At 44.9% G+C, this 24,176-nt stretch carries 20 protein-coding genes; all 20 read right to left on the bottom strand.

All coding sequences use genetic code 11. The annotated features are described in order from the left end of the window. Positions 1 to 22 precede the first annotated feature (22 nt). On the bottom strand, positions 23 to 1,453 hold the full coding sequence (locus LCM20_RS04000) for an aldehyde dehydrogenase family protein (RefSeq protein WP_225194132.1): 1,431 nt from the start codon (positions 1,451 to 1,453) through the stop codon (positions 23 to 25). Between the two features lie 135 nt (positions 1,454 to 1,588). Beyond that, positions 1,589 to 2,719, bottom strand: coding sequence for a NupC/NupG family nucleoside CNT transporter (locus tag LCM20_RS04005; protein ID WP_263621933.1), 1,131 nt, complete (start codon positions 2,717 to 2,719; stop codon positions 1,589 to 1,591). A 299-nt stretch (positions 2,720 to 3,018) separates the two neighbouring features. After that, complete coding sequence (locus tag LCM20_RS04010) at positions 3,019 to 4,005, bottom strand: iron ABC transporter permease (protein ID WP_318247295.1); 987 nt, start codon at positions 4,003 to 4,005, stop codon at positions 3,019 to 3,021. A 2-nt stretch (positions 4,006 to 4,007) separates the two neighbouring features. Continuing rightward, positions 4,008 to 5,015, bottom strand: coding sequence for a FecCD family ABC transporter permease (locus tag LCM20_RS04015; RefSeq protein ID WP_263621903.1), 1,008 nt, complete (start codon positions 5,013 to 5,015; stop codon positions 4,008 to 4,010). Between the two features lie 88 nt (positions 5,016 to 5,103). Further along, positions 5,104 to 6,042, bottom strand: a complete 939-nt coding sequence (locus LCM20_RS04020) for a helical backbone metal receptor (RefSeq protein ID WP_225194135.1) — start codon at positions 6,040 to 6,042, stop codon at positions 5,104 to 5,106. 129 nt (positions 6,043 to 6,171) lie between these two features. After that, positions 6,172 to 6,798, bottom strand: a complete 627-nt coding sequence (gene safA / locus LCM20_RS04025) for a SafA/ExsA family spore coat assembly protein (protein WP_225194136.1) — start codon at positions 6,796 to 6,798, stop codon at positions 6,172 to 6,174. Positions 6,799 to 6,927: 129 nt separating this feature from the next. Then, a complete protein-coding gene (locus LCM20_RS04030) occupies positions 6,928 to 7,428 on the bottom strand; it encodes a hypothetical protein (RefSeq protein WP_225194137.1) in 501 nt (166 codons plus the stop codon). Between the two features lie 85 nt (positions 7,429 to 7,513). Beyond that, positions 7,514 to 8,629: a Ger(x)C family spore germination protein gene (locus LCM20_RS04035; RefSeq protein ID WP_225194138.1), complete on the bottom strand. Its 1,116-nt coding sequence runs from the start codon at positions 8,627 to 8,629 to the stop codon at positions 7,514 to 7,516. After that, positions 8,626 to 9,816, bottom strand: coding sequence for a GerAB/ArcD/ProY family transporter (locus LCM20_RS04040; protein ID WP_225194139.1), 1,191 nt, complete (start codon positions 9,814 to 9,816; stop codon positions 8,626 to 8,628). Before LCM20_RS04040 ends, LCM20_RS04035 begins: the two co-directional genes overlap by 4 nt. Then, the gene (locus tag LCM20_RS04045; protein WP_225194140.1) at positions 9,728 to 11,329 is read right to left on the bottom strand and encodes a spore germination protein; all 1,602 of its coding nucleotides are present in this window, start codon (positions 11,327 to 11,329) and stop codon (positions 9,728 to 9,730) included. The genes LCM20_RS04040 and LCM20_RS04045 overlap by 89 nt, the downstream gene beginning before the upstream one ends. A gap of 120 nt (positions 11,330 to 11,449) precedes the next feature. Beyond that, positions 11,450 to 12,742, bottom strand: a complete 1,293-nt coding sequence (locus LCM20_RS04050; RefSeq protein WP_225194141.1) for an NCS2 family permease — start codon at positions 12,740 to 12,742, stop codon at positions 11,450 to 11,452. Positions 12,743 to 12,880: 138 nt separating this feature from the next. Further along, positions 12,881 to 14,353, bottom strand: coding sequence for a PH domain-containing protein (locus tag LCM20_RS04055; protein WP_225194142.1), 1,473 nt, complete (start codon positions 14,351 to 14,353; stop codon positions 12,881 to 12,883). Next, positions 14,346 to 14,825: a PH domain-containing protein gene (locus tag LCM20_RS04060; RefSeq protein WP_225194143.1), complete on the bottom strand. Its 480-nt coding sequence runs from the start codon at positions 14,823 to 14,825 to the stop codon at positions 14,346 to 14,348. Before LCM20_RS04060 ends, LCM20_RS04055 begins: the two co-directional genes overlap by 8 nt. A gap of 101 nt (positions 14,826 to 14,926) precedes the next feature. Continuing rightward, positions 14,927 to 15,739 carry a pyrroline-5-carboxylate reductase gene (proC, locus tag LCM20_RS04065; RefSeq protein WP_225194144.1) on the bottom strand — a complete coding sequence of 271 codons (813 nt, stop codon included), beginning with the start codon at positions 15,737 to 15,739 and terminating at the stop codon, positions 14,927 to 14,929. A 243-nt stretch (positions 15,740 to 15,982) separates the two neighbouring features. Then, positions 15,983 to 17,503 carry a potassium/proton antiporter gene (locus LCM20_RS04070; RefSeq protein WP_225194145.1) on the bottom strand — a complete coding sequence of 507 codons (1,521 nt, stop codon included), beginning with the start codon at positions 17,501 to 17,503 and terminating at the stop codon, positions 15,983 to 15,985. Positions 17,504 to 17,593: 90 nt separating this feature from the next. Then, positions 17,594 to 18,751, bottom strand: a complete 1,158-nt coding sequence (yhbH, locus tag LCM20_RS04075; RefSeq protein WP_225194146.1) for a sporulation protein YhbH — start codon at positions 18,749 to 18,751, stop codon at positions 17,594 to 17,596. A gap of 148 nt (positions 18,752 to 18,899) precedes the next feature. Further along, the gene (gene yidC, locus LCM20_RS04080; protein WP_225194147.1) at positions 18,900 to 19,553 is read right to left on the bottom strand and encodes a membrane protein insertase YidC; all 654 of its coding nucleotides are present in this window, start codon (positions 19,551 to 19,553) and stop codon (positions 18,900 to 18,902) included. A gap of 31 nt (positions 19,554 to 19,584) precedes the next feature. After that, positions 19,585 to 19,872, bottom strand: a complete 288-nt coding sequence (locus LCM20_RS04085) for a hypothetical protein (RefSeq protein WP_225194148.1) — start codon at positions 19,870 to 19,872, stop codon at positions 19,585 to 19,587. 144 nt (positions 19,873 to 20,016) lie between these two features. Next, positions 20,017 to 21,321, bottom strand: a complete 1,305-nt coding sequence (gene odhB, locus LCM20_RS04090) for a 2-oxoglutarate dehydrogenase complex dihydrolipoyllysine-residue succinyltransferase (RefSeq protein ID WP_225194149.1) — start codon at positions 21,319 to 21,321, stop codon at positions 20,017 to 20,019. Beyond that, a complete protein-coding gene (locus LCM20_RS04095) occupies positions 21,318 to 24,128 on the bottom strand; it encodes a 2-oxoglutarate dehydrogenase E1 component (protein ID WP_412097978.1) in 2,811 nt (936 codons plus the stop codon). The genes odhB and LCM20_RS04095 overlap by 4 nt, the downstream gene beginning before the upstream one ends. Between the last annotated feature and the right edge of the window lie 48 nt (positions 24,129 to 24,176).

The following is a 24,176-nucleotide window of genomic DNA, read 5'->3' on the forward strand; positions in this document are numbered from 1 at the left end:
GGGATCCTTGGCGGCTTTCTTTTTATCCTTCTTTTAAGTTCATCACGATGAGACGCTCTTCTGTCATATCTTCAATCGTGTACTTCGGTCCTTCTTTGCCCCATCCACTCGATTTCACGCCTCCATATGGCATCAAATCCACACGATATTGGGAGGAGTCGTTGATCATGAGACCACCCACCTCAATATTTTTAGCTGCATAAAAAGCCGTATCGAAATTCTGAGTGAATATTCCACCTTGCAAACCGTATTTCGACTTGTTCACTTCCTTAATACACGCTTTAATATCAGAGAAAGGAATCAAGTTTACAACAGGTGCGAAAACTTCTTCACAAACAACCTTCATGTCATTCGTCACGTTTGTAAGGATGGTAGGATGCAGCAAAGCGCCTTTACGCTCTCCCCCGTAAACGACTTCAGCCCCCGCTTCTTTCGCTTCGTTAATCCAGGATTCCGCACGCTCTGCTTCTTCTTCACTGATCATGGGACCGACATCCGTTTCGGGGTCATTCGGGTCTCCGATGTTCAGCTTCCCTATCGCTTCAATGAACTTCTCCTGAAAGGCTTCCCGAACATCATCATGTACATAGATCCGTTGAACAGAAATACAGACCTGTCCTGCGAAGGCATAGCTCTTAGCCGCCACATTCTCAGCTGCCGCTTCAACATCTGCCTCTTTGTCGATAATGACCGGGGAATTGTTCCCGAGTTCCAGTACCAACTTGTTCAACCCTGTATTCTGCTTCAACATAAGCCCGACTTCAGCGCTCCCTGTAAACGAGTATAAACTAATTCTCGAGTCCTTCATCATCTGATTCCCAACTGTCGAGCCGGAACCTACAACAACATTGAAATACCCTTTAGGAAGCCCAGCCTCTTTAAACAGTTCCGCGAGCTTTAATGCTGAAACAGGTGTCTTACTTGCTGGCTTGAGCACAACCGTATTGCCAGCAGCAAGCGCAGGAGCAATTTTATGGGCGACTAAATTGATTGGGAAATTGAATGGGCTGATTGCGCCGACCACACCAACAGGGACCTTTATCGTGAATGCCATCCGGTTTTCAGATCCTGGGGCTGCTTCGACGGGTACCCCTTCTCCGTGGATCCGTTTCGCCTCTTCAGCCGACTGTTCAAAGGTCTGGGTTGCCCGGTCTATCTCCGTCCTCGCCTGCTTCAGCGGCTTCCCTGCCTCCATTGTAATGTTTCTCGCCAAGTCCTCTTTATTTTCTTGGAGCAATTCACTGACTCTTTTTAAAATACTATAACGTTCATATGCACCGAGCTTGTGGTTTCGATAGGCGTATTCAGCGGCCTCAACAGCCTGGTCAACCTCTCTTTCTGAGGCTTTTGATACCTTAGCATATGTCTCTTGTGTATATTTGTTAAGCACTTCTACTTCATCATCCGTCTTTGTCCATTCACCATTAATATATAAAGGATAGTGTTTCACCATTCCCATTCTCCTCTCTGTGTCTCTAGTTGTTTATTTCCAATTTATATGAATGGTAAACTTCTCCCACACAGCACCGTGCTCTAAACCAAACAAAAAACCTGCATGGCAGATGCCATGCAGGTTACTTTAATGGATTTAGATGAACATACCTGCAATTGTAGCAGATAGCATTGAACCTAGAGTCGCACCAATTAGAAGCTTCATACCGAAGCCTGAAACTTTTCCACCTTTTTCAGAGTCGATTCCCTGAACCGTACCAGCGATGATACCAATGGAAGAGAAGTTAGCGAAACTCGTTAGGAATACGGTTACGATACCCGCTGTTTTCTCAGAAACGCCACCCAGCATTTCCTGGAATTGAAGCATCGCTACGAATTCGTTCGTTACAATCTTCGTACCCATGATCGCACCGGCATCCAATACTTCGGCAGCCGGAATACCCATCAATAGACCGATTGGAGCAATAATATATCCTAGCAGCTGCTGAAGAGTGAATCCGTTGAATACGGCACCGAATACCCAGTTCACAGCCTCTAGTGAAGCGATGAACGCAATCAGCATGGAAGCAACGATCAAGGCGATCTTACCACCATCAAGCGCTCCATTCCCCATAGCCTCGAAGAAACTCTTAGAATTGGAAACGTCTTGAATGTCGACTACGTCTTCTTCTTTTGATACTTTGACCGGAGCAATAATAGATGCAACGATCAAGGCACTGAACATGTTCAGCGGAAGAGCGACCAAAATGTATTCATCAGGCAGCATACCAAGGTATGCACCTACGATCGAAGCGGATACGGATCCCATCGCCGAAGCACTTACAATGTACAAACGGTTGTCGTTCAGTGTTTTGAACTGAGACTTAATCGCCAGCAACGCTTCGGACTGACCGAAGAAGATACTGTTTACAGCGTTGAATGACTCAACCTTCGGAAGCCCTGTAATGTACGATAGTCCCATACCGAAATACTTAATGATGAAAGGCAAAATCTTCAGATACGTCAGGACAGAAAGAATTGTTGCGAAGAAGATGATGATCAGAAGGACGTTGAAAAAGAACACGCCACCATCTCCGACTTCAACTCCACCTAATACGAAGTTAACGCCCTCTGTTCCGAACTGAATCAGCATGTTGAACACATCTGAAATGAACGTAATGATGATTTTTCCTAATTGTGTGTTGAACATAAATGCTGTGATTAACAGCTGTGAACCAATCATGACCAAAATACCACGGTAGTTGATATTCTTACGATCGTTAGACATTAGAAAAGCAATACCAAGAATGACCAAAATCGCAAGAATACCAAGTAAAATATTCGTTACAATACCCACGGATAAATCCTCCCCATAATAGATATAGATAAATTACAACCAGTTATGAAAATGCTTACATAACGTTTTACTAGTTAAGATTCTATCAGGTTGTCAGACGTCATGCAAGGTTATTTATAAATACGAAATATTCTAACTTTAACACATGTATATTCCCCTGCCTAACTATTCCCAGAACGTACAAATCTTATACAATGAAACAAAAAAGAACTCCTGTTAAGAGTTCTTTTTTATGCAGCAGTCTGTAATTTTCGTAACAAGTATAGAAAATATGGTGCGCCGATGATGGCTGTGAAAATCCCTGCTGGCACCTCAGTCGGAGGAAACAATCCCCTTCCGAGACCGTCCGCTAGTAAGAGCAGGGCCATGCCGGTTAAAGCCGAAACAGGGAGCAGGAACTTATGCCGGTTCCCTACAAGCTGCCGGGCAATATGCGGAGCAACGAGCCCGACAAATCCCAAAGTACCTACGACAGCTACGGACGCAGCTGCGAGAAGGACAGCGACTGTCAACAATAAGATTCTAGCTCTCCGAACGGGTTCCCCGAGCCCTTCTGCTACATCATCTCCTAAACTTAATAAATCAAGCTTCGGTGTCAGGAATAAAGAAAGAGGCACAAGCACCAGGATCCAAGGAAGGAGGAGCGAAACATCCGCCCAATCCTTTCCCCAAAGGCTGCCTGTCAACCAGACAAGCGCCGCGTTCGTCTCGAGCGGAAACTTTACGGTCAAGTACTGAATGCCTGCTTGACAGATCGAGCCCAGCGCAATTCCAACCAACGCGAGTGTTGAAGGTTTAACACCCTGCCTGTAAGCAAAGAAATACAGAGAGACGGTCACAACCCCTGCCCCAATAAAGGCTGCTAGAGGCAGACCAATCACAGGCACACCCGGGAACAGAATAATGACGGTGACAGCTGCTAATCCTGCTCCCTTTGTAATGCCAATTACGTCAGGGGAAGCAAGAGGGTTTCGAATGATCCCTTGTAAAATAGCTCCTGAAATACCAAGCCCAGCCCCAACGAGAAGAGCCATTATGATTCTAGGGAGACGGAAGTTTTCAATAATAAACCCACTGTTCGACGTATCCATCCCAAGAAAGTAATTCCATAGAACGCCCGGGGAAATGTAAACAGCTCCTACTCCAATCGAAAGGAAAGCCCCGAGGAGGACGAGAAAGGCCACAGCAATTATGATCCAAATCGGATGTTTTTTCATAATCATCGCCCTCCTTTACGTGCTAAATATAAGAAGAATGGTGCACCAATGAGTGCTGTCACAATCCCGACCGGAGACTCAGAAGGAAAAGCGATAAACCGTGAGAGAACATCGGCGATCGTCAGAAGCGCCGCTCCGAGAAGGGCGGATAAAGGAATGACGATTCGATAATCCGACCCGACAAGCGCCTTTACGATGTTCGGAATCATCAACCCGATAAATCCGATCGGACCAGCTACAGCTACCGATACACCTGCTAAAATGATGACTAGGACAGCAGATGCACCTCGAATCCAGCCTATGTTCTGCCCGAGTCCTTTGGCTACATCGTCTCCAAGACTCAGGATCGTCAACGATTTAGCTATAACGAGAGCTAGAATGAAACCCATTAGAAACCAAGGAACAAGAAGCTGGACATCTCCCCAGTTCCGACCATCGATACCTCCCGCGAGCCAGAACAAGACATCCTCTGTCGATGTTTCATTGAATAATACAATCCCTTCAATGAGTGACGAAAGAAACAAGTGGACGGTTATCCCTGCAAGTGCTAGCTTTACAGGCGTCATCCCGCCTCCCGTTGAAGCCATATAATAGACAACCATCCCACCAAGAGCGGCTCCAAGAAAAGCAAAATAGATAAGGGTACCAGGAGCAAAGTCGGGAAATAAGACAACACCAACGACAACCATTAAAGAGGCACCCGCATTCACTCCGAAGATTTGAGGAGATGCCAACGGGTTATTGGTGATCGACTGCATGACGGCTCCTGCTATTGCGAGACAGGCTCCAACGACCATCCCTACCACAGCACGTGGGAGGCGGATGGTTTGAATAATGGCGGCATCTTTCGTTTCATTGCTCTGTATAAGAGAAGACAACACGTCTTGAAAATCGATGGAATAAGCGCCGATACTCAAACTGGCTACGAAGCTTGAGAATAGTAACACAGCTCCCGTGAGCGTAGTCCAAAACAATTTCCATCTATGTAGGGATGTGTGATTTTGATTCATGCTTTTCTCCTTTCCCTTCGATTTCCAACAAAAAGCGGAGGCAGCACCCTCCGCTTTCTTCTTCGAACACATTTATAGTTGGAACAACTTATTCATAGAGGTATTGGATGGCGTCCTCTAATATTTTCTCCGAGGAAATCAACCCTCTGAAGCGTGACCACATGTTCCGGTCCACTTCATGCACTTCTTGATTTTTCACAGCAGAGACGTCCTGATAAAGTTCGTTCTCTTCCCATTCATCCACTACGGTTTGTTCGCCGCTCAGCATAAAGAACATAACGTCTGGATTGAATTCAACGACTTGCTCCAGGTTGATCTTATTGTACCGTGCATCTCCGCTCTGGATGGCGTTATTAAGTCCTATCGACTCAAGAAGTGAACCTGTATAAGATTCCATGTTATGCGCGTAGAAGCCACTATCTGCTACAACAGCCGGAAGAACGGTGCGGTCTTCGTCCTCTGGTACTTGTGCACGGAGCTCACCGATTCTCGCTTTGTGCTCGGCTAGCACTTCTTCGCCTTTTTCCTCCATCCCCATTGCTTTAGAAACGGTCTGGAAGCTCTCTATAATACCATCATAATCCGCTGCCAGCGAAGGAAGGATGATGGTTGGGGCAATTTCAGATAACTGATCATAAATATCTTTATGACGCTTCATATCTGCAATGATCAAATCAGGCTGCAAGGAACTGATGACTTCCAAAGAAGGCTGCTTTCGCGTACCTACTGATGTATAGTCGCCAATGATATCACGAATTGGCTCGATAATACGATCTTTATCACTATCGTCTGCTATACCTACTGGTGACACTCCAAGAGATGCCAAGTTATCTACGAAAGAAAATTCTAAAGCAACCACATTTTCAGGCTGTCCCGTAATCTCGGTCTCACCCATTTCGTGTTGAATCACACGAGTCTCTCCCTCATTCCCGCCTTGTGACTCCTCATCCGGTTCTGCTTCACCAGAGCCACAAGCAGCTAAGAATAAAACAACTAATATCGTGAACAAACGTAAACTCCACTTCATTTTACAAACCTCCGATGCTATTGATAATCATTATCAAGTTCAACGTTATTCATCTTATCCTTTTTTTACAAATATGTAAAGATTCGAACAAGAAAAAGCGCCCTTATTCAGGACGCTTTTCAGTTTCTGCTATTGAGAGATGAACATTTGTGTCCAGTAATGACCGTAGCTTCCACCTTGAGCATACCCTACACCAATCTGTCTTACGTTCGGATCGAGTATGTTCTTTCTGTGTCCCGGACTATTCATCCAGCCATTCACCACTTCTTGAGGCGTTCGTTGGCCAGCTGCGATGTTCTCAGCTGCTCTTCGATAAGAGATATTAAAGCTTCTCATCATCTCAAATGGTGAACCGTACGTTGGAGATTGGTGGGAGAAGTAATTCTTATCCCTCATGTCTCTTGATTTGTATCTGGCTACACGTGATAACTGCCAGTTTCCTTTCAGTGGAGACAAGCCTTGCTTCGCACGCTCCTGGTTTGTTAAGTCGATGACCTGCTGTTCAACTGATTTAATATTCGGCTTAAGCGGAATCGTCACTCGATCCCCGGGATAGATCAAATCCGGATTACTGAATTGAGAGTTCGCGTTAATAATTTCTGAGAGCCCAATTTGATACTTCTTGGATATTTTCCATAATGTATCCCCGCTCTTTACAATGTACGTATCTGTCGTCTGAGCACTAGTTGTCTGAGGTGTTTGAACAACTAATACAACTGAAAATACCAATACACCTAACCACATCCAAAATTTCACGTCAGTTCGCTCCTTTATGTTTTAGTCAGGTGTAGTTTGGCTCTCTCTGATAAAATTATGTATAAATACTAAAACGCACCTGCCGTTGGTCAGACGACAGGTGCTATACCTAAGGGGAGGTATATAGGTTTATAAATGAAACGAGCGCGCCACTTCGATTAAGTGCTCTTTCGTTACGCTCTGTTCATCACGAGGATCGGGACTTACACTTTCCCGAAAAGAGAGAGTATAAGTGATGCCGTCTTTTGTCCAAGACAGCTGTTTGGCAAATCGGTTGTCTTCATAGATGCCATCAATTTGGTGATCAATCGAAACTTTCTGTGGTTCAATCCACTCGTTATTTTGATCACCTTTTGTAATTTCGATGGATAACAGGTCATTGGCCTCTGTATAGAAGCTGACGTCCATCATTTCATGTTGATTTTCCTCATACTTGTCGGAAACCACACTAACCATTGGAATCGGAATATAATCCGGGAGCTCCGGGGTAAAGCTTAAGTGATCCACTGCCGCTTGCACCTCTCCCGTATTGTAGGAATAATATCCTTCCGGAACTTGATCACCGGGCTTTCCACAGGCTGCAATCAGACACAGCATGATGATTAGGAATATTGGTTGTAAGTACTTCATGATTCAATCCCCCGAGGTGCATTTCTTTCTTTCACTACTAAAGACGAGAAGGACTTTCAAAAGGTTTCAAATTTTATCATATTTTTTAATGAATGATCCCGTGTTGAATCACTTCTACTTTGACACTCGGTTTGATTTCAATTTCAGGGAAAGTTTCTGCCCAGTCCAACTCTTTATAAACCTCAGGGTAATAGGCCTTTACTTGCCTGCCTATTGCCCATATGTCACTGTTCGCTTCCTGCATAAGACTTACCACCTTTTGAGCGTCCTTTGTGAGGGTTTCCGATAGCTTCTCATCCAATTCATCGATGGTTCTCTTCTCTTGCAAATGATCGGAAGGGTATTCCACTACTCTGACCTTAAGTGAAAGATTCAAATCTACAGAAACGGTATCTTTATGAACAGAGATATCAGCCTTTCGTTTGTGTCCCCTGACGTTCACTGTGACATAGTTATACCTTTCATCCTCGTGTTCATCACTAACTTTTTTCGTTAGATGAGCGACCCTTCCTTTTATCCCTTGCATCAACATGAACATGGTAGACAATTTCATGGGGATATCCACTCCAGAATACTGCTCTTCATGAAAGAGAGCCATTCCGTCGTATTTAATGAGCTGCTTCTCTTCGTCTACTGCAAGAATCGGAAGAGAAAAGTCCTCTCCAGGCTCAAATAATTCAGCACAAATCAATTGTATATTCTCTCCTGTAGCGTGCGTGGAAGCTACGGCTCCTTCAAGCACTCCACTTATATACTCAGAAATCATCGTGTCACTTATGTTTTGATAGGATAGAACGTCAGATGCCCTTCCCTTAGCAATGGCTAAATGAGCGTTCAAATTGTTCGTAGGATTACGGTAAAATTCATCCAAGACAGAGTAAATATTTTCTTTAGCCAATTCTTCCCCTATTACGACCACTCGTAATTTAGCTGGATCAAAAGACTCTGCAATCGATTGGTCCACAAAATCTCTCCCCTCTAGTGGAGTTCTTGCCCAGGTTGAGAGCACCTGAACTCTCTCTTCCGTTTGTCCTTCTGTCCCTCGATTAACTGTAGGAATGGACACCGTCTCAATAATTCCTCCATCTTCTCCTTGATCAAAGCCCATAGTCATAACGAGCTTGATATTCTTAAACTGCCTCTCGTCCCAGCACCCTGTCAGCAGTAACAAACAGATAATGATCAGAAGAATTTTTTTCAAGATGCCTCCTCCTTTCTTTTTTGGAACGGTTTCATCACCAAAATAATAACGACCATGACAATTGGAATTGTGAAACTGAAGATATATCCACCATAGACTACAACATTTGCGTGTCGATCCACCTTCGCCACATCAAACCCTATGAGAAGGGTGAATGCATAAACGAACAAGCTGATGACCAAATTGAAGACCTTTATACTCTTCGTTCGAAACAGTTGTTTTAAGCCTAATGATGCTATATATAGATAGGTGGTATAGGAAGTAGCTACTGAAACAAACCATACGGATATAAAAAACAAGTCGATTCTGGCTACGAACGGTAATTCAAATGATTTCAACATATACAGCAGTGGTTCCGGAACCAAAGATAACTCTGTCGTGCTGAAGAATGTGTAAGAAACCAGTAATGTAATCATATAAAAGAAAAATGTAAAAAAGTGAGCTAGAAGTATAATTATAAATTTCTGCCTCGGTTTTCCTTCTACTTCTGAAAAGATTACTAATGAGACAAAAAAGCCAAAGAAGGAGAGCATCGCTTCACTTGCCCCCTCAAAGATTTTACTAATGCCTGATTCTCCAATGGGCATAAGATACATCAGATGGACTTCTTGGAAACTAAAAAGAGTGAGTATTATTAATACAGGTAATAGCCCTGAAACCATCGTGTAAAATCTGGCTAAAACAAGTAATCCCCCATTAGCTAGATACAAGCCTACGATGACCATACAGAGAGCAATGGCCCAAAATGGCGTGTTAGGCAGAACCCACAAGCTGATCATTCGACCAAACAGCAGAATGATTAAAGCAGCTACGGATGAGAAGTAAAGAATATACAAAAAGGAGAAGACTCTGCCTCCCCATTTTGAAAATAACTTTTCTGTCATCTGCTCAAACGTAGAATCTGGAAACTGTTTCCCTATAAGAAATAAACAAAAAAGAATAACAGGAAGGACAGCACCAGCAATAGCTAATGAAATCCAGCCATCCTGCTTTGCCACTTGATGCAGGTCAGAAGGTAGAGAGAGAACGCCTACCCCTATTTGGGTCTGCACCAAAAGAAAAAAATACTGACGCCTCGAAATTTTCCTCTCCTGCTTGTTAGTCGGAGGACTGGTTACTTTCTGAACTGGCTTGCTGGCTTGCTTCTTGGGACCCAGCTGGCTGCTGTTCGTTGTTTGTTCGCTCAAGTTGTTTCCACTCCCTTGAAGGTCCGATCACTTCCTTATCGACAGCTCGGGAATCTTTCGGACGATTGTTCATCCTATAAATAGGCATTCGTATAAACGTATCCTTCAAATCTTTTATTCGTAACGGAGCTATTGGAGAGGTATAAGGAACGCCAAATGATTCAAGTCTTGTCATATGGATAAGGATCATCATGAAACCAAATGTAATCCCAATGAAACCAAGCGTTCCGGCAAGTAGAATGAGCGGGAAAGTCAACAATCTCAGCGTCGTGCTCATTTCATTTGAAGGAACAACGAAAGAGGCAATGGCCGTCAAGGCTACCACAATGACCATCAAATTCGATACGAGACCTGCCCGTACGACAGCGTCTCCAATGACGAGACCTCCCACAATACCAATAGTCTGGCCAATCGGCTGCGGCAACCTGATCCCGGCTTCTCTGATGAGCTCAATGATGACAACCATAACGAGTGCTTCTATAAGAGGCGGGTAGGCTATACCATTAATCGACTGTTTGACCGGCATCACCAACTCGTTTGGAATCACTTCAAAATGGAAACTCACGACTGCAATATAAAAAGCGGGCATACAGACGGCAATAATGAAACTCGCTAATCGAATCAGGCGGACGAACGTCCCTGTAAACCAACGCATGTTGTAATCATCTGAAGATTGATAAAAGCTAAAAAAAGTGGAGGGAGCGATTAAAACTGTAGGACTCCCCTCACTCATAATCGCAACACGTCCTTCTATCAGATTCGCTGTAACACGGTCCGGACGCTCCGTATTCAACATCTGGGGAAACGGTGAAAAAGTTTGATCTTCAATGAATTCTTCAACATACCCAGGGCTATGGATCATATCCGCACTGATGTATTTCAATCGATATTCAATCTCTTGAATCAAAGAAGGGTCTGTCACACCGTCTATATAAACGAGTGCTATATTATTATTCGTCTTCTTTCCGAGTCTGTAATATTTAACTGTGAGGTTTCGATTTTCGATACGCTTTCTTAAGAGATTGATGTTGATCATTAAGTTCTCAACAAATCCATCGTGAGAGCCTCTGACTACCTTCTCATTAGCAGGTTCCTCAATACTTCTGTTAAAGGAGGAAGTGACGCGAAACTGGTAAACACCACGCAGTCCATCCTCCATGTACAGAGCATGACCTCTGAGAAGCGTTTGAATCGCTTCTTCCATATTCAACGTGACCTTAGAGTTCGGAATATCACTAATATGTTCAACATCTCCAAGTTCAAGAGGCTTGAAGATCATTTCGTGGATTTTCTCCTGGTCTACAAGAGATTCCATATATACGAGCGCTGCCTGTCCTTTTTCCAATATACGAATTCTCAAGTCACTCGTACGATGGAATTCATGCATAAGATAATCGATATTAACAGAAAGCTTCGTCGAGCTCGGATGTTCAGGCTCTTTATCTGGATCAGAAGACTCTCGGTCATGTAACCTTTTATGATCTCCAAATAACAAACGCTTAAAAAATCCCATAGTCATCACCTACTGTTAGGCTTCCACCTGACCTGGGAACTATACAGCTTTTATTGAAGATAGATGAATAAAATTAAATAGTCCTTTGCCTAAAGAAAAAACCACAGCGGATGCTGTGGTTTAGTGTCCTGGGAAAAAGATCATCTGCAGAACAAAGATGACGGCAAACAGATATAAAATCCAATGAACGTCTTTCCCTTTTCCTTTCACTAACTTCAAGACAGGGTACGTAATAAATCCAAAGGCAATGCCTGTCGCAATACTAGATGAAAGAGGCATGATGAGGATCGTAATGAACGCCGGAAACGCATCATCGAATGATTGCCAATTCACCTTCGAAAGTCCCCCCATCATAAAGCTTCCAACGATGATAAGTACCGGTGCCGTGATGGCAGGTACGCCGGAAACAGCTCCTACAACCGGTGAGAAAAACATGGAAACAATAAACAGAATGGCTACAACAAGAGTCGTAAGGCCCGTTCTTCCGCCTGCTGCTACACCTGATGAAGACTCAATATAGGCAGATGATGGGCTTGTACCGAACATCGCACCGACAGTTGTTGCAGAAGCATCCGCCATTAAAGCAGCTCTTGCTCTCGGCAGGCTTCCATCTTTCCTGATGAATCCAGCCTGTTCAGCAACCCCGACCATCGTACCTGTCGTATCAAAGATGGTGACGAGCAGGAATGCGAAAATCACCGTGTACAGACCATTCGAAATCACTCCACCGATATCCAAGTCCCAAAAGACAGGGGCAGGTGGTGCAGAAGCAACCGACTCAATTTGAAGCTGTCCTGTGAAGAGGGCAACCACTCCCGTGATCAACATTCCGACAAATAGCCCACCTGTTACATTTCTAGCAATTAATATCAAAGTGACGATCAACCCGAAGATTGTTAATGCTGTAGATGGCGTTGTCAGGTCGCCAAGTGTCACTAACGTACTTTCACTTGCGACAATGATTCCAGACATACGCAGTCCTAAGAATGCGATGAACAACCCTATTCCTGATGTAATGCCATACTTCAGCGACGAAGGAATCGCTGTAATCAGTATTTCTCGGAAAGGCGTCAGGCTTAAGATAACAAACAGCACACCAGCTAAAAAGACCGCCCCCAATATAACGGAATAGCTGACATCCTGTTGAATGACTTCTGTTACAAAGTAAGCATTCAAGCCCATCCCAGGAGCAATCGCAATCGGATAGTTCGCCCCGAATGCCATAATCAATGTACCGACTACCGCTGCGATAATCGTCGCCATGAACACTTGATCAATCGGCATCCCCGCACTCGAAAGAATCGCCGGGTTTACAATGACAATATAAACCATCGTTAAAAATGTCGTAAAACCAGCGATGACTTCTGTTCTCATATTTGTATGATTTTCTTCTAGTTTAAAAAACTTATTCATATCGGATTTCCCCTTTTCATTCCGAATCTAAAAAACACAACGAGATTCATGATATAACGAAAACGAACAAAAATCAACCTCTTTTAATTAATGTTCGTGTTTTGGGAGCGTAAAAAAAGAGCCACGCAATGCGCAGCTCTATTCGTTTGGTTGAGTGGGAAGCGGTTCTGGTCGATACCACAGTAAGACATGATCGACGACTTCTTCCTTCAAAAAGGAGCATTCAGCGAATTGACCACCCGCTCCTGACTTCAACGCAACCCTTACACTTGATAAGTCGATTCGCTTCTGCAGAATACTCTGCTGCTTAGAAGCCGACTGAATTCTATATTTCTTCATAATAAACGTCTGCCTCAATAATGTACGGCTTCTGAGCGTCAACTGTTTCTCCCTTATGTTCCAACCTGCGTCATGATAAGCAAGCCAGCCTAATGCTGTTGCCCCAAGCGCAGCAACGATGCTGAGCAACCCAAGGGGGAAGAAGAATATACTGACAGGAATAACAGCGAGCCAGAACAACCACGATTGCCTGATGATGTATCGTAGGCGTGCACGTTTCGGAGGGGTTTCAAATTCAATATCGAAGGAATAGTCCTCTAAGATTTTTTCCATAATGATAGGAATATTCTCTTTCTTTACAAAAGGCAGCAGTCGAAGCTGGTTCTCTGCTCCTTGGGAAATACCTCCACCTGCACTAATAATTGTGACACTCGCATAACCGAATGGCTGACGAATAAGGTTCTCATCAATCCGCAAGCCCTGAATCCGCTTTAACGGAATCGTCATCTGCTTTTTCTCCAGCCACCCACGTGTGATGATTAAATCCTCATCATGAATGGATACTCTGAAATTGGCATAGCGCGTTAATGTGAGCAGTATGGAAATCACATAGGCAGTAAACAGAATCAGCAAAGCTGTGAAAGCTACGACAAGCACCCCGATTTGGATCCAATCCACCACTTCATTATAAATAGCTCCAAGAGGAAGCGCATCCATGATTTGCGAGAAAAATACGCCTACACCAGAAAGAACAACCCCAGCCCCTCCAGATGTAATCGCCATTAGAACGATTTCCTTCGTTCGCATCTCATACACCGATTCACGCGGAGACTCGATTTCTTTCTCTTCCTCTTCTTCATCAGCCGAGTAATCGGCTTGTTTATACTGATGAATAAGCTCCTCAAGCTCTTGAGCTTCCACCTTATAGATAGCCGTGAGCTCCGCTTCTGCCTTCTCCGTAGCCGACGATCCAGCCGTTTCCACCGATACTTTCACCAGTTGAAATGGTCTGTGGAAAATTCCCTCTGAAAAATCCAGGCTTTGAATTCTTTCAATGGGAATGTAACGTTTCTTTCGCACAAACAGACCGTATTCGATACGTAATTCTCCCTCTTCTATCCGATACGTAAAGCGAAGCCACTTTACAATCCCACCTACTAAGATAAATAGCAGAAGCCCTGATGAAACGAGAAGAGGAATCCAATCTATCGCATCCCCAGAAAGACCACCGTTCAACACAACAAGCGCAATCAAAGGAAAGGCAGCATCTTTCAAGCCTTTTACAAAATTAATGACAGCTGATATCGGGTGCAGTCGCTTCGGTTCAAACATCGTCTTCCGCCACCCTTGCTAAGGAGGAGATCGACTGTCTGACTTCCTCCGCCTCCACTTCATCAAGTGCCGGAATTTTATGTACCGTTGCGGCAGTCGAGATGCTTATGGTCGATAACCTGAATTTTCTGAGCAGCGGTCCTTGTTCTGTGTCGACATGCTGAACCCGAACCATCGGGACAAGTGTTTTGGTGATCCAGAAAATTCCGTGCTGTAATTCGATGTCATGCTCCGATACTTCATACCTCCAACGCTTCCACTTCAGCGAAGGCAGGAGCCAAACTGAAAAGACCAGCTCGAGCACGAGTACAGCCCCTGCAATCCATAAAAGCCAGGCCGGCCATTCCCATAGCAAAACGGCTACAAGCAGGCCAATGCTCGCAAGTAATGAAACCCCAAACTGAATCACACCGCTGATCCTCCATAACGTCAAAGCCCTTCTCGAGATTTGACGGGCAGGTTCATACCCCATCGTTATCCCCCTCTTCCTCTATCTCTTTCTACGTTTAGAAATCCGGAACGTTTCAAAAAAACCAGATATGACCTATTGTCTTATCTGGTCCTATCTATCTTTTATTTTCCACTCGATAGATCTTTCGACCGGCTCGTACACGCGTTCATCGCTTGGATGATTGAGCTTCTGAGTCCTGTCTGTTCGAGCATGTTAACGCCTTCAATCGTCACTCCACCAGGTGTACAAACCGCATCCTTCAGCGCACCTGGGTGTTGTCCGGTTTCAAGAACCATTTTCGCTGCACCTTGGACAGCCTGCGAGGCAAGCTTATAGGCTTTGTCACGGGGAAAGCCTTGCTGAACGGCTGTATCCGCCATCGCCTCTATGAACATATATACAAAAGCAGGAGAAGATCCGCTCACAGCAGGGACAGCATCCATTAAGCTCTCATCGATCACTTCAGCCTCTCCGAAGCTTTCAAAGACTTCCATCACTTCAGCCAGTTCTTCTTTCGTAACGAAGTCATTCGGACATAGTACACTCATCCCCGCTCCAACAAGAGACGGAGTATTCGGCATCGAACGAATCACTTTTACATTCTTATCGAAAGCTTCTTTCATTTGGTCTAATGTAATCCCTGCCGCAATCGTAACAACGACCGTATCCTCTTGTACTTCATCTCTTATTTCCTGGATGACGCCTTGATAGACGTAAGGTTTCACTGCTAAAAACAGCAGGTCACTCTCTCTCGCTAATGTTTTGTTGTCGTTTGTAATGTCAATTCCGATTTCTTCTGTTACAAAATCAATCGTTTCATCCGATAGGGCTGTTGCTGAAATATCCCCCGGTTGGACGATTCCTGCACCAATCATGCCTTGAATCATCGCTTGCCCCATTTGTCCACAACCAATAAATCCGATTTTTTTATTCACGTTCATCCCTCCTAGTGCTCTTATTGTATAAGAAGTACGCCCACTTCACAATCTTTCCGTCATAGTAATGTAAAAGCTGTAAAGAAGTAGTAAATATTTCGCGTTTTCAACAGGAAAGGTTTACAAATTTATTTCGATTCCCTATAATAAGTAGTGTATTCTTCATATCATAGCGATTCACCCAAAATATCATAGCTGCTACGAGAAAAGCCGAGCTGCCTAAGCTCGGCTTTTTTCGTTCCTTTATGATGGTTGTTCTGCTTGTACTTCCTCCCTTTCACCATCAAGTTCTGGATGCACCGCCTCTAATAGCTTTTTCAACTCTTTCTTATTCTTCCTTGAGACTAAGATATACAATGTATCACCTGTTTGAATCTCTGTTTGACCATAAGGTGTAATGACATCGCCATCCCGTATAATGGCATTAATCAAAGCACGATCCGGCAACTCCATCTCTTCTAACTTCTTCCCTACGATCTGGTTACGCTCCATTACTTCAAATTCCATCATTTCGACATTTGCCTTCCCAATCGAAATCAGTTCAAGGGAATGGATCGGGTTGGTCAATTTATCTGAGACGAGCTTAAATCGATCCGCTACCCAAGTAATTGATGAGCCTTGAACTAAAGCAGACATGAGAACCGTGAAGAACACCACATTAAAAATCAGTTGACTGTTCTCAATTCCAGCAAGCATCGGGAAAATAGCCAGCACGATCGGAACGGCTCCTCGAAGACCTGCCCATGATAAAAAGAATTTCTCCTTAGACGTATAGTTGAACCCTATCAGGCTGATAAAGGTCGCCAAAGGTCTCGCCACAAGTATGAGCACTCCAGCAATCATCAAGCCATCCAGCATCACAGTGACCTGGAATACTTCTGTAGGAAAAACAAACAGACCGAGGATGATAAACATGAGGATCTGCGCCATCCAGCCGAACCCCTCATGGAAACGCAGAATCGAATAGCGATAAGCCAGTTCTGCGTTCCCGACAAGGACCGCTGCCACATAGACCGCTAATAACCCACTCGCCTGAATGAGCGAACTCGCACTGTAAGCTAAAAAAGCGAAGCTCAACGCAAACAATGGGTATAAACCACTCGAATCGAGGTTAATCCGATTCAATGAGAAACTTGCTATGTATCCAATCGTCAGTCCTACAACGAGCCCCGCGCCCATCTGCCAGAAAAACGAGCCAACCATCGTCCACAAGTTGACTTCATCCAACGTCAGGAGCTGTATAAAGCTGATCGTTAAGAATACAGCCATCGGATCGTTCGTTCCAGACTCGGCTTCTAAGGTAGCTTCCAGCTTACTTCTGATATTCTTTCCCTTCAATGCCGCAAACACAGCCGCAGCATCCGTAGAACCGATAATCGAACCTACCAGGAAAGCTTCTATCCATGTGATCGGCAAAATGAACTTGGCAGCGACCGCTACGATAGAAGTCGTCAGAACGACACCAACGGTTGCCATACTGACCGATGGAGCAATGACCGGTTTGATATCACGCCACTTCGTCTGCATACCACCCTCAAACAGAATGACGATCAGAGCAAATACCCCGATAAGCTGAGCCATTTCGGCATTGTCGAAATAAATCAGCCCAAGACCGTCGCTCCCTACAACCATCCCCACTGCAATGAAGAGCACAAGGGAGGGGACACCCAGTCTTGAAGAGAATTTTGTCACGATGATGCTCGCGACCAACACTAGCGCCACCAGCATAATGAACTGGTTGGACTCTAAAATCTCCTGAATCATCTTCACGGACCCCTTTTTCTTCAATTACATTAATTATAAAAGGGTCACAACATAAAAGCCAAGCGAAGTGACCCGCTTGGCTTTCTTCCTCTATTGAAGCATTTCTTCTTTTTCGCTGAAAAATTCTTTCATGGAATGAAACACATCGGACTTTTTCCGTAGAATATAGTGTCTGAATTTAGGGTGGTCGATGGCCTTGTAAGCCTGCATCAAGCTTGAGGACCTGTTGTATTGGTTCACTTCTCCATAGCCGAACATTTGCGAAACTTCCATCAACTGATCGATCAAACCGAGACAACGTTTATTATCTGATGTGAGATTATCTCCATCCGAGAAATGAAAAGGATAAATATTATAACGATCCGGGGAATATTTCGTTTCGATCAATTCCAGTGCTTTGCGGTAAGCAGATGAACAAATGGTTCCGCCACTCTCTCCCTTAGAGAAGAAATCCTGTTCACTGACGACTTTCGCCTGTGTATGGTGGGCCACAAATTCTACATCAACGGTTTCATAGTTCCTGCGTAGGAAGCGGTTCATCCAAAAGAAGAAACTGCGGGCCATATACTTCTCCCACTGCCCCATACTACCCGAGGTATCCATCATTGCAATGACGACCGCTTTTGATTCAGGCTTCTGTTTCTCGTTCCATGTTTTGAACCGGATGTCTTCAGGATAGATCGGTGCAAAGGAAGCTTCTCCACCTAAGGCATTCCGTTTGTAAGCTTCAAGCATCGTCCGTTTCTTGTCGATATTGCCGGTTAACCCTGTCTTACGGATGTCACTGAACTCGATATCGGTTGTAATGATATTGTCTTTCTCTTTCTCATCCAAGTTCGGCAGCGTCAGCTCTTTGAAAAACGCTTCCTCTAATTCGGCGAGCGAAACTTCTGCTTCGTAGTAATCTTCCCCCGCCTGATCACCTGCTCCATCTCCTTGGCCAGGCTTTCCTTTCGCGTTCGGGTCCTGGGCCACGACATCGCCAATTTCACTATCTCCTTCACCTTGACCCGCATGTTTGTTCTTATCATGATTGTATCGGATTTTATATTCATCAAGTGAACGGATGGGTATTTTGACAACACGCTTTCCATTCGACATCACAATATTCTCTTCTGTAATCAAGTCAGGCAACTGTTTATTCATAGCTTCTTTCACTTTTTCCTGATGTCGCCTCTGATCGTCATAGCCTTTCCTGTGGAGGGACCAGTCGTCTTCGGCGATAACAAAACTCTTCTCTTCATCCATGATATTTCTCCCTCCTAATCGAGTGTTACTCTATCGTATGCAGGTCCACGTCAATGGATGAAAGATATCGTGAGAACAGGCGGTTTTATTCTTAATATTCTGACCATTAGAAAAGACCCCCAAGCAATGACGGGGGTCTGACTAACGCTTATTCCTGATACAGTTTTTTGGACAAGTAGGTTTGTAAGATCAAGAACAATCCACCTGTTGCCCAATACAAAGGGAGAGCGGACGGGGCATTCAATGAAAGAAGCCCGATCATAACAGGAGAGATCCAACTCATCATCTTGACCATCCCCTGCTGTTCCACCGGCATCTGCGTCATCGACAACCGGGACTGGATGAAGTAAACAGCAGCAGCCAGCAACGCCAAGGCGACATCCGTCTGCCCTAGGTCGAACCATAGAAAAGAGTGCGTCGCAATTTCCTCTGAACTGCGGATTGCATAATAAAGCCCGATGAATAAAGGCATTTGGATCAGCATCGGCAGACACCCCATCTGCATAGGATTGACCCCGTGCTTCTGATAGAGTGCCATCATATCAGATTGCAGCTTCACCTTTTCCTCTTTATCATCTGTATTTTTCATCCTTTGTTGAATATCAGAGAGCTCAGGCTTCAGACCTTCCATTTTCCTTCGGGTCGATTGACTGCTCTTATATGATTTCAGCATGAGCGGCATTAGCACAAGACGTACCGCAAGGGTGATGAATACGATGGCAAGACCGTAATTGTCATTGACAAGACCGGCCGTAAACTGTAAAGCGTCTATAAATGGTTGTACAAAATAGTGATGAAACACATTTTTTCCTCCTCTTTATTCGCATGTTGTCTTATGGAATAAAGAGAAAGTGGTCGTCTTCTGACCCTTCCTTCCGTCTCACTGTACGCTGCAGCCACTTTACGAGTTGATGCAGGACTTGATCGATGATGGACCGTTCATCTGATGATGAAGCTTCCATTTCGACGATCATGGTTTTCGATTTGTCCAAAGAAGTAGCAGAAGCTCTCAAGGTAAAGAAAGAAAGCGTACCGAGAGCAATCGTAAAGAGCATAGGCACAACAAGCGACAAGAAGAAGACTTCAAACGAACCATTCAGCAGTTCAAATAATAATAGCATGAATATCTCATTCTTTCGTAATTGGCGTAATCCTATTTACGTTATGGAATTAGATTTCGTTTCATTTTTTTATCGAAAGTATTTAAATCCTGAGATTTTTTCTATAGAAAAACCCGCCGGCGCAGGAGCCGGCGGGTGGATAGATTATCCCTCTAGTAGTAGATCATATGGATCTTCAATCATTTGTTTAATTCGACGAAGGAACTGAACCGCTTCTTTACCATCGACGATTCGGTGGTCGTAGGAAAGGGCGATGTACATCATAGGACGAGCTTGGATCGTATCGTCCGGCATAACCTTCGCACGCTTTTCAATGTTGTGCAGACCTAGAATTCCGACTTGCGGGGAATTCAGGATCGGTGTGGAAAGCATAGAGCCGAAGATTCCTCCGTTTGTGATGGTGAAGGATCCACCTTGAAGGTCTTCCAGCTGAAGCTCTTTGTTTCGTGCTTTCACCGCAACATCCATGATTCCTTTTTCAATGCCGGCAAAGCTTAATCGATCAGCGTCGCGTACGACTGGAACGACCAGTCCTTCATCTGTCGATACAGCCATACCGATATCATAGAATTTCTTTTGAACGATTTCGTTGCCTTGAATTTCCGCGTTCAGCAATGGAAATTCTTTCAATGCGCCAACGACCGCTTTTGTGAAGAAGGACATGAACCCAAGCTTCACGTCATGCTTGTCCTGGAACGATTCTTTACGTTCTTTACGAAGGTTCATGACATTGGTCATATCAACTTCGTTGAAAGTTGTCAGCATAGCAGATTCCTGCTGAGCCTCTACGAGACGTTTGGCAATCGTCTGGCGGCGTCTCGACATCTTGATCCGCTCAACAGGCTTCTCAAATTCAGTCTTTTCGTTCGACTTCTCTTGTTTCTTTTCTTTCTTCGGCTGTTCTTTCTTCTCTTCTTTTTGACCGCCGCTTGCTGCTGCATCCACATCTTCAGGGCGGATTCTGCCAAGCGGATCACGAGCAGAAATCTCACTTAGATCAATACCAAGCTCACGGGCACGCTTACGTGCAGCCGGTGTTGCGATGATATCTTTCTGTTTTTGATCAGAAGAGCTCTTCTCAGAGGCCTTATCATCAGATTCTTTCTTGTCGTCAGACTTGGATTCCTGCTTCTCTTCCTGCTTCGGCTCTTCTTTCTTCTCTTCTTGAGAACCTTCATCTTCTGAAGTGTCCTCATCTGAACCGCCCGCTTCACCGTTTTCGTCTACTTTAGCAATCACGTCTCCTACTTCTACGTCATCGCCTTCTTCTTTAAGAAGCTCCGTAATCACACCGCCGGCATCAGCGTTGACCTCTACGTTGACTTTATCTGTTTCAAGTTCAAGGATCGGGTCTCCTTTTTCAACTTGATCGCCTTTTTTCACGAGCCACTCCGCGATTGTACCTTCTGTTATGGATTCAGCTAATTCAGGAACTTTGATTTCCTTCATTTTGAATTTCCTCCTTTGGACATCTGTAGCGCTTCTCGAATGATACGGTTTTGTTCGGTTTTATGAATGTTTGGTTCTCCTACAGAAGGGGAGGCACGATGCGGCCGTCCTACATATCTGTGAATTTGGTTTTCACTGAGCAGCTTGTGCAGAATGCCTTCTACATAGTACCAGCTTCCCATGTTTTGCGGTTCTTCCTGTACCCATACAAGTTCCTCGACATTCGGATACATCTGTAAGATATCCTCGAGATGCTTCTCTGGGAATGGATAGATCTGTTCAATTCGAAGAGCATCGATGGTTTCGAAGGTGTCGTCTGCTTTCTCGACTGTGTCTTCGATTTCCACCATGATTTTACCGCTTCCGAGAAGCAGTGTTTTCACTTTCTCTCTTTCTTTGTCAGTTTCAGACGTCAGTCCAGGCTGTCTCATAATGGGATTGAATTTCCCTTGAGTAAAGGCTTCTCCTTCAACTGCTACACGTTGATTACGGAGCAGGCTCTTAGGCGTCATCAACACAAGAGGGCGTGCCTCTTCTTTGTTACTGATGGCTGCCTGACGACGTAGCAAGTGGAAGTATTGAGCAGAAGACGTCACATTGGCGACGGTCCAGTTATGCTCGGCCCCCATCTGCAGGAAGCGTTCCAATCTCGCGCTGGAGTGCTCAGGCCCCTGCCCTTCATAGCCGTGTGGAAGAAGGAAGACCATGTTGGATTTCTCACCCCATTTGGCACGTCCTGCCGAAACGAACTGGTCAAAGATGACCTGCCCTGCATTGGCGAAGTCTCCGAACTGTGCCTCCCATAATACAAGGGCTTCCGGCGCTTGAACACTGTACCCATATTCAAATCCGATGACACCAGCTTCTGAAAGCGGACTGTTATGGATATCAAAGGAAGCATCTGCTTGCTCAAATCCGTGAAGTGGGCAATAGGTTTCACCCGTGTCCACATCATGCAGAACCATATGACGGTGCGCGAACGTTCCCCGCTCCGTGTCCTGCCCTGTAATGCGGATTGGCTGTCCCTCTTCAAGAATGGTAGCGAAAGCCAAAGCTTCAGCTGTCGCCCAGTCGACTTGACCGCCGTCCTCCAGCATTTTACTTCGACGCTGTAGAATTTTCTCAAGCTTCTTGAATCCATTGAACCCTTCAGGGCGCTTAAGCATCCCTTCATTTAAATTCTTCAAACGATCGATGTCGACCGCTGTTTCAATTTCATCCAACGTACTTTCTACACCACTCGGACGTTCTTTCACATCCGGTGCTTGCGTTTCATGTTCATTCATATTGTTATAGATGTCTCGTAGTTCACTTTCTATGTCCTCTTTTATTCCATCGAAAGCATCTTCGCCTACTACAGATTCTTTGGCCAAACGATCAGCGAATAAGGCTGCTACTGTCGGATGATTGTCAATCTCATTATAAAGCCTCGGCTGAGTCGCTCGAGGTTCATCCATTTCGTTATGTCCGAATCTACGGTAACCGACTAGATCTATGACTACATCTTTATGAAATTTCTTACGATACTCATAAGCAAGGGAAATGGCAGATAAGCAAGCAATGGGATCATCAGCATTCACGTGCAGTATCGGAATCTCAAACCCTTTCGCTAAATCACTTGCATACCTTGTAGAACGACCTTTCTCCCGGTTTGTCGTGAAGCCGACAAGGTTGTTGGCTATAATATGAAGCGTTCCACCTATGCGATATCCTGGAAGATCGCTCATGTTCAGGGTCTCAGCAACGACACCCTCTCCAATAAAGGCTGCATCACCGTGGATGATTACTCCGAAAGCTTCGTCACGATTCATTTCAGCGTAGCCTGCTTTTGTGCGGTCATCCTGAGCAGCACGTGTGAACCCTTGTACCACTGGGTTGACGTATTCAAGGTGAGAAGGGTTGTGGCTGAGTGTCACTCTTGTTGCCGCCTGCTCTCCATTGTCGATATCCCGTCTTGCACCAAAGTGGTATTTCACATCACCCGTCCAGCCGTAGTTAATGCCTGTTGAACCTTCTGATGGAATCAACTCTTTGTCCGGAGAGTGGTGGAACTCAGAGAATATGCGGTCGTAAGGCTTGCCAAGGACGTGAGCCAATACGTTCAAACGACCACGGTGAGCCATGCCCATCATGATATGTTTGATGGAATCGCTCGATGCGGATTGCACGATGTGATCGAGCATCGGAACCATGACATCAAGACCTTCAATAGAGAACCGCTTCTGCGCAACGAATGTCTTGGCAAGGAAATTCTCAAATCCTTCGACCTGTGCAAGTCTGCGGAGAAGCTGCTTTTTCTCTTCATCGGTCAGTGATACTTGGAAAGATCCACTGTCGACTCGGTCCTGCAACCATTTTCTTTCTTCTTCATTATTGACGTGACCATACTCAAATGAGATGGTTCCAGCATATTTTTCTTTTAATGTACGGACCACCTGCAGTGCGTTATCCAATTTGACCGGTGCGTTCGGCCAAACCCAGTCTGCCGGCATGTTTTCGAGGTCCTTTTCGGTTAAACCGTATGTTTCAAATTCTAATAAGTTTGTTTGTTCACGGTCGAAGCTTCCAACGGCGTAAATATCCGCTTCCAAGTGACCATGACGTCGAATAGCCTCAACAAGTTTGTATGCTGAGGTAACTTTGGCTATATCCCTTTGTGACGGTGCAGCGGATCCATTCTCTTGCGTTGTTGAACCTGCTCCCAACCAGTCGGGCGCCCCATGCTCGTCGAATAAATCTTTTAAAGACGCATCAACGGCACTAGGATCGTTTTCATACTGTTCGTATTGTTCTTCGATATACCCCATGTTGGGGCCGTGGAATTTTTCCCAGAATCTTTCGTTGGAGCCTTGATT

Origin of the sequence: Halobacillus litoralis (assembly GCF_020171725.1) — a bacterium.
Lineage (GTDB): Bacteria > Bacillota > Bacilli > Bacillales > Halobacillaceae > Halobacillus > Halobacillus litoralis_F.

Coding starts and splice junctions, on each gene's coding strand:
- LCM20_RS04000 (WP_225194132.1), bottom strand. CDS start 1,453: ATGGTGAAACACTATCCTTTATATATTAATGGTGAATGGACAAAGACG.
- LCM20_RS04005 (WP_263621933.1), bottom strand. CDS start 2,719: ATGTCTAACGATCGTAAGAATATCAACTACCGTGGTATTTTGGTCATG.
- LCM20_RS04010 (WP_318247295.1), bottom strand. CDS start 4,005: ATGAAAAAACATCCGATTTGGATCATAATTGCTGTGGCCTTTCTCGTC.
- LCM20_RS04015 (WP_263621903.1), bottom strand. CDS start 5,015: ATGAATCAAAATCACACATCCCTACATAGATGGAAATTGTTTTGGACT.
- LCM20_RS04020 (WP_225194135.1), bottom strand. CDS start 6,042: ATGAAGTGGAGTTTACGTTTGTTCACGATATTAGTTGTTTTATTCTTA.
- LCM20_RS04030 (WP_225194137.1), bottom strand. CDS start 7,428: ATGAAGTACTTACAACCAATATTCCTAATCATCATGCTGTGTCTGATT.
- LCM20_RS04045 (WP_225194140.1), bottom strand. CDS start 11,329: ATGGGATTTTTTAAGCGTTTGTTATTTGGAGATCATAAAAGGTTACAT.
- LCM20_RS04050 (WP_225194141.1), bottom strand. CDS start 12,742: ATGAATAAGTTTTTTAAACTAGAAGAAAATCATACAAATATGAGAACA.
- LCM20_RS04055 (WP_225194142.1), bottom strand. CDS start 14,353: ATGTTTGAACCGAAGCGACTGCACCCGATATCAGCTGTCATTAATTTT.
- LCM20_RS04060 (WP_225194143.1), bottom strand. CDS start 14,825: ATGGGGTATGAACCTGCCCGTCAAATCTCGAGAAGGGCTTTGACGTTA.
- LCM20_RS04070 (WP_225194145.1), bottom strand. CDS start 17,503: ATGATTCAGGAGATTTTAGAGTCCAACCAGTTCATTATGCTGGTGGCG.
- yhbH (WP_225194146.1), bottom strand. CDS start 18,751: ATGGATGAAGAGAAGAGTTTTGTTATCGCCGAAGACGACTGGTCCCTC.
- LCM20_RS04085 (WP_225194148.1), bottom strand. CDS start 19,872: ATGCTATTATTATTTGAACTGCTGAATGGTTCGTTTGAAGTCTTCTTC.
- odhB (WP_225194149.1), bottom strand. CDS start 21,321: ATGAAGGAAATCAAAGTTCCTGAATTAGCTGAATCCATAACAGAAGGT.
- LCM20_RS04095 (WP_412097978.1), bottom strand. CDS start 24,128: ATGGGGTATATCGAAGAACAATACGAACAGTATGAAAACGATCCTAGT.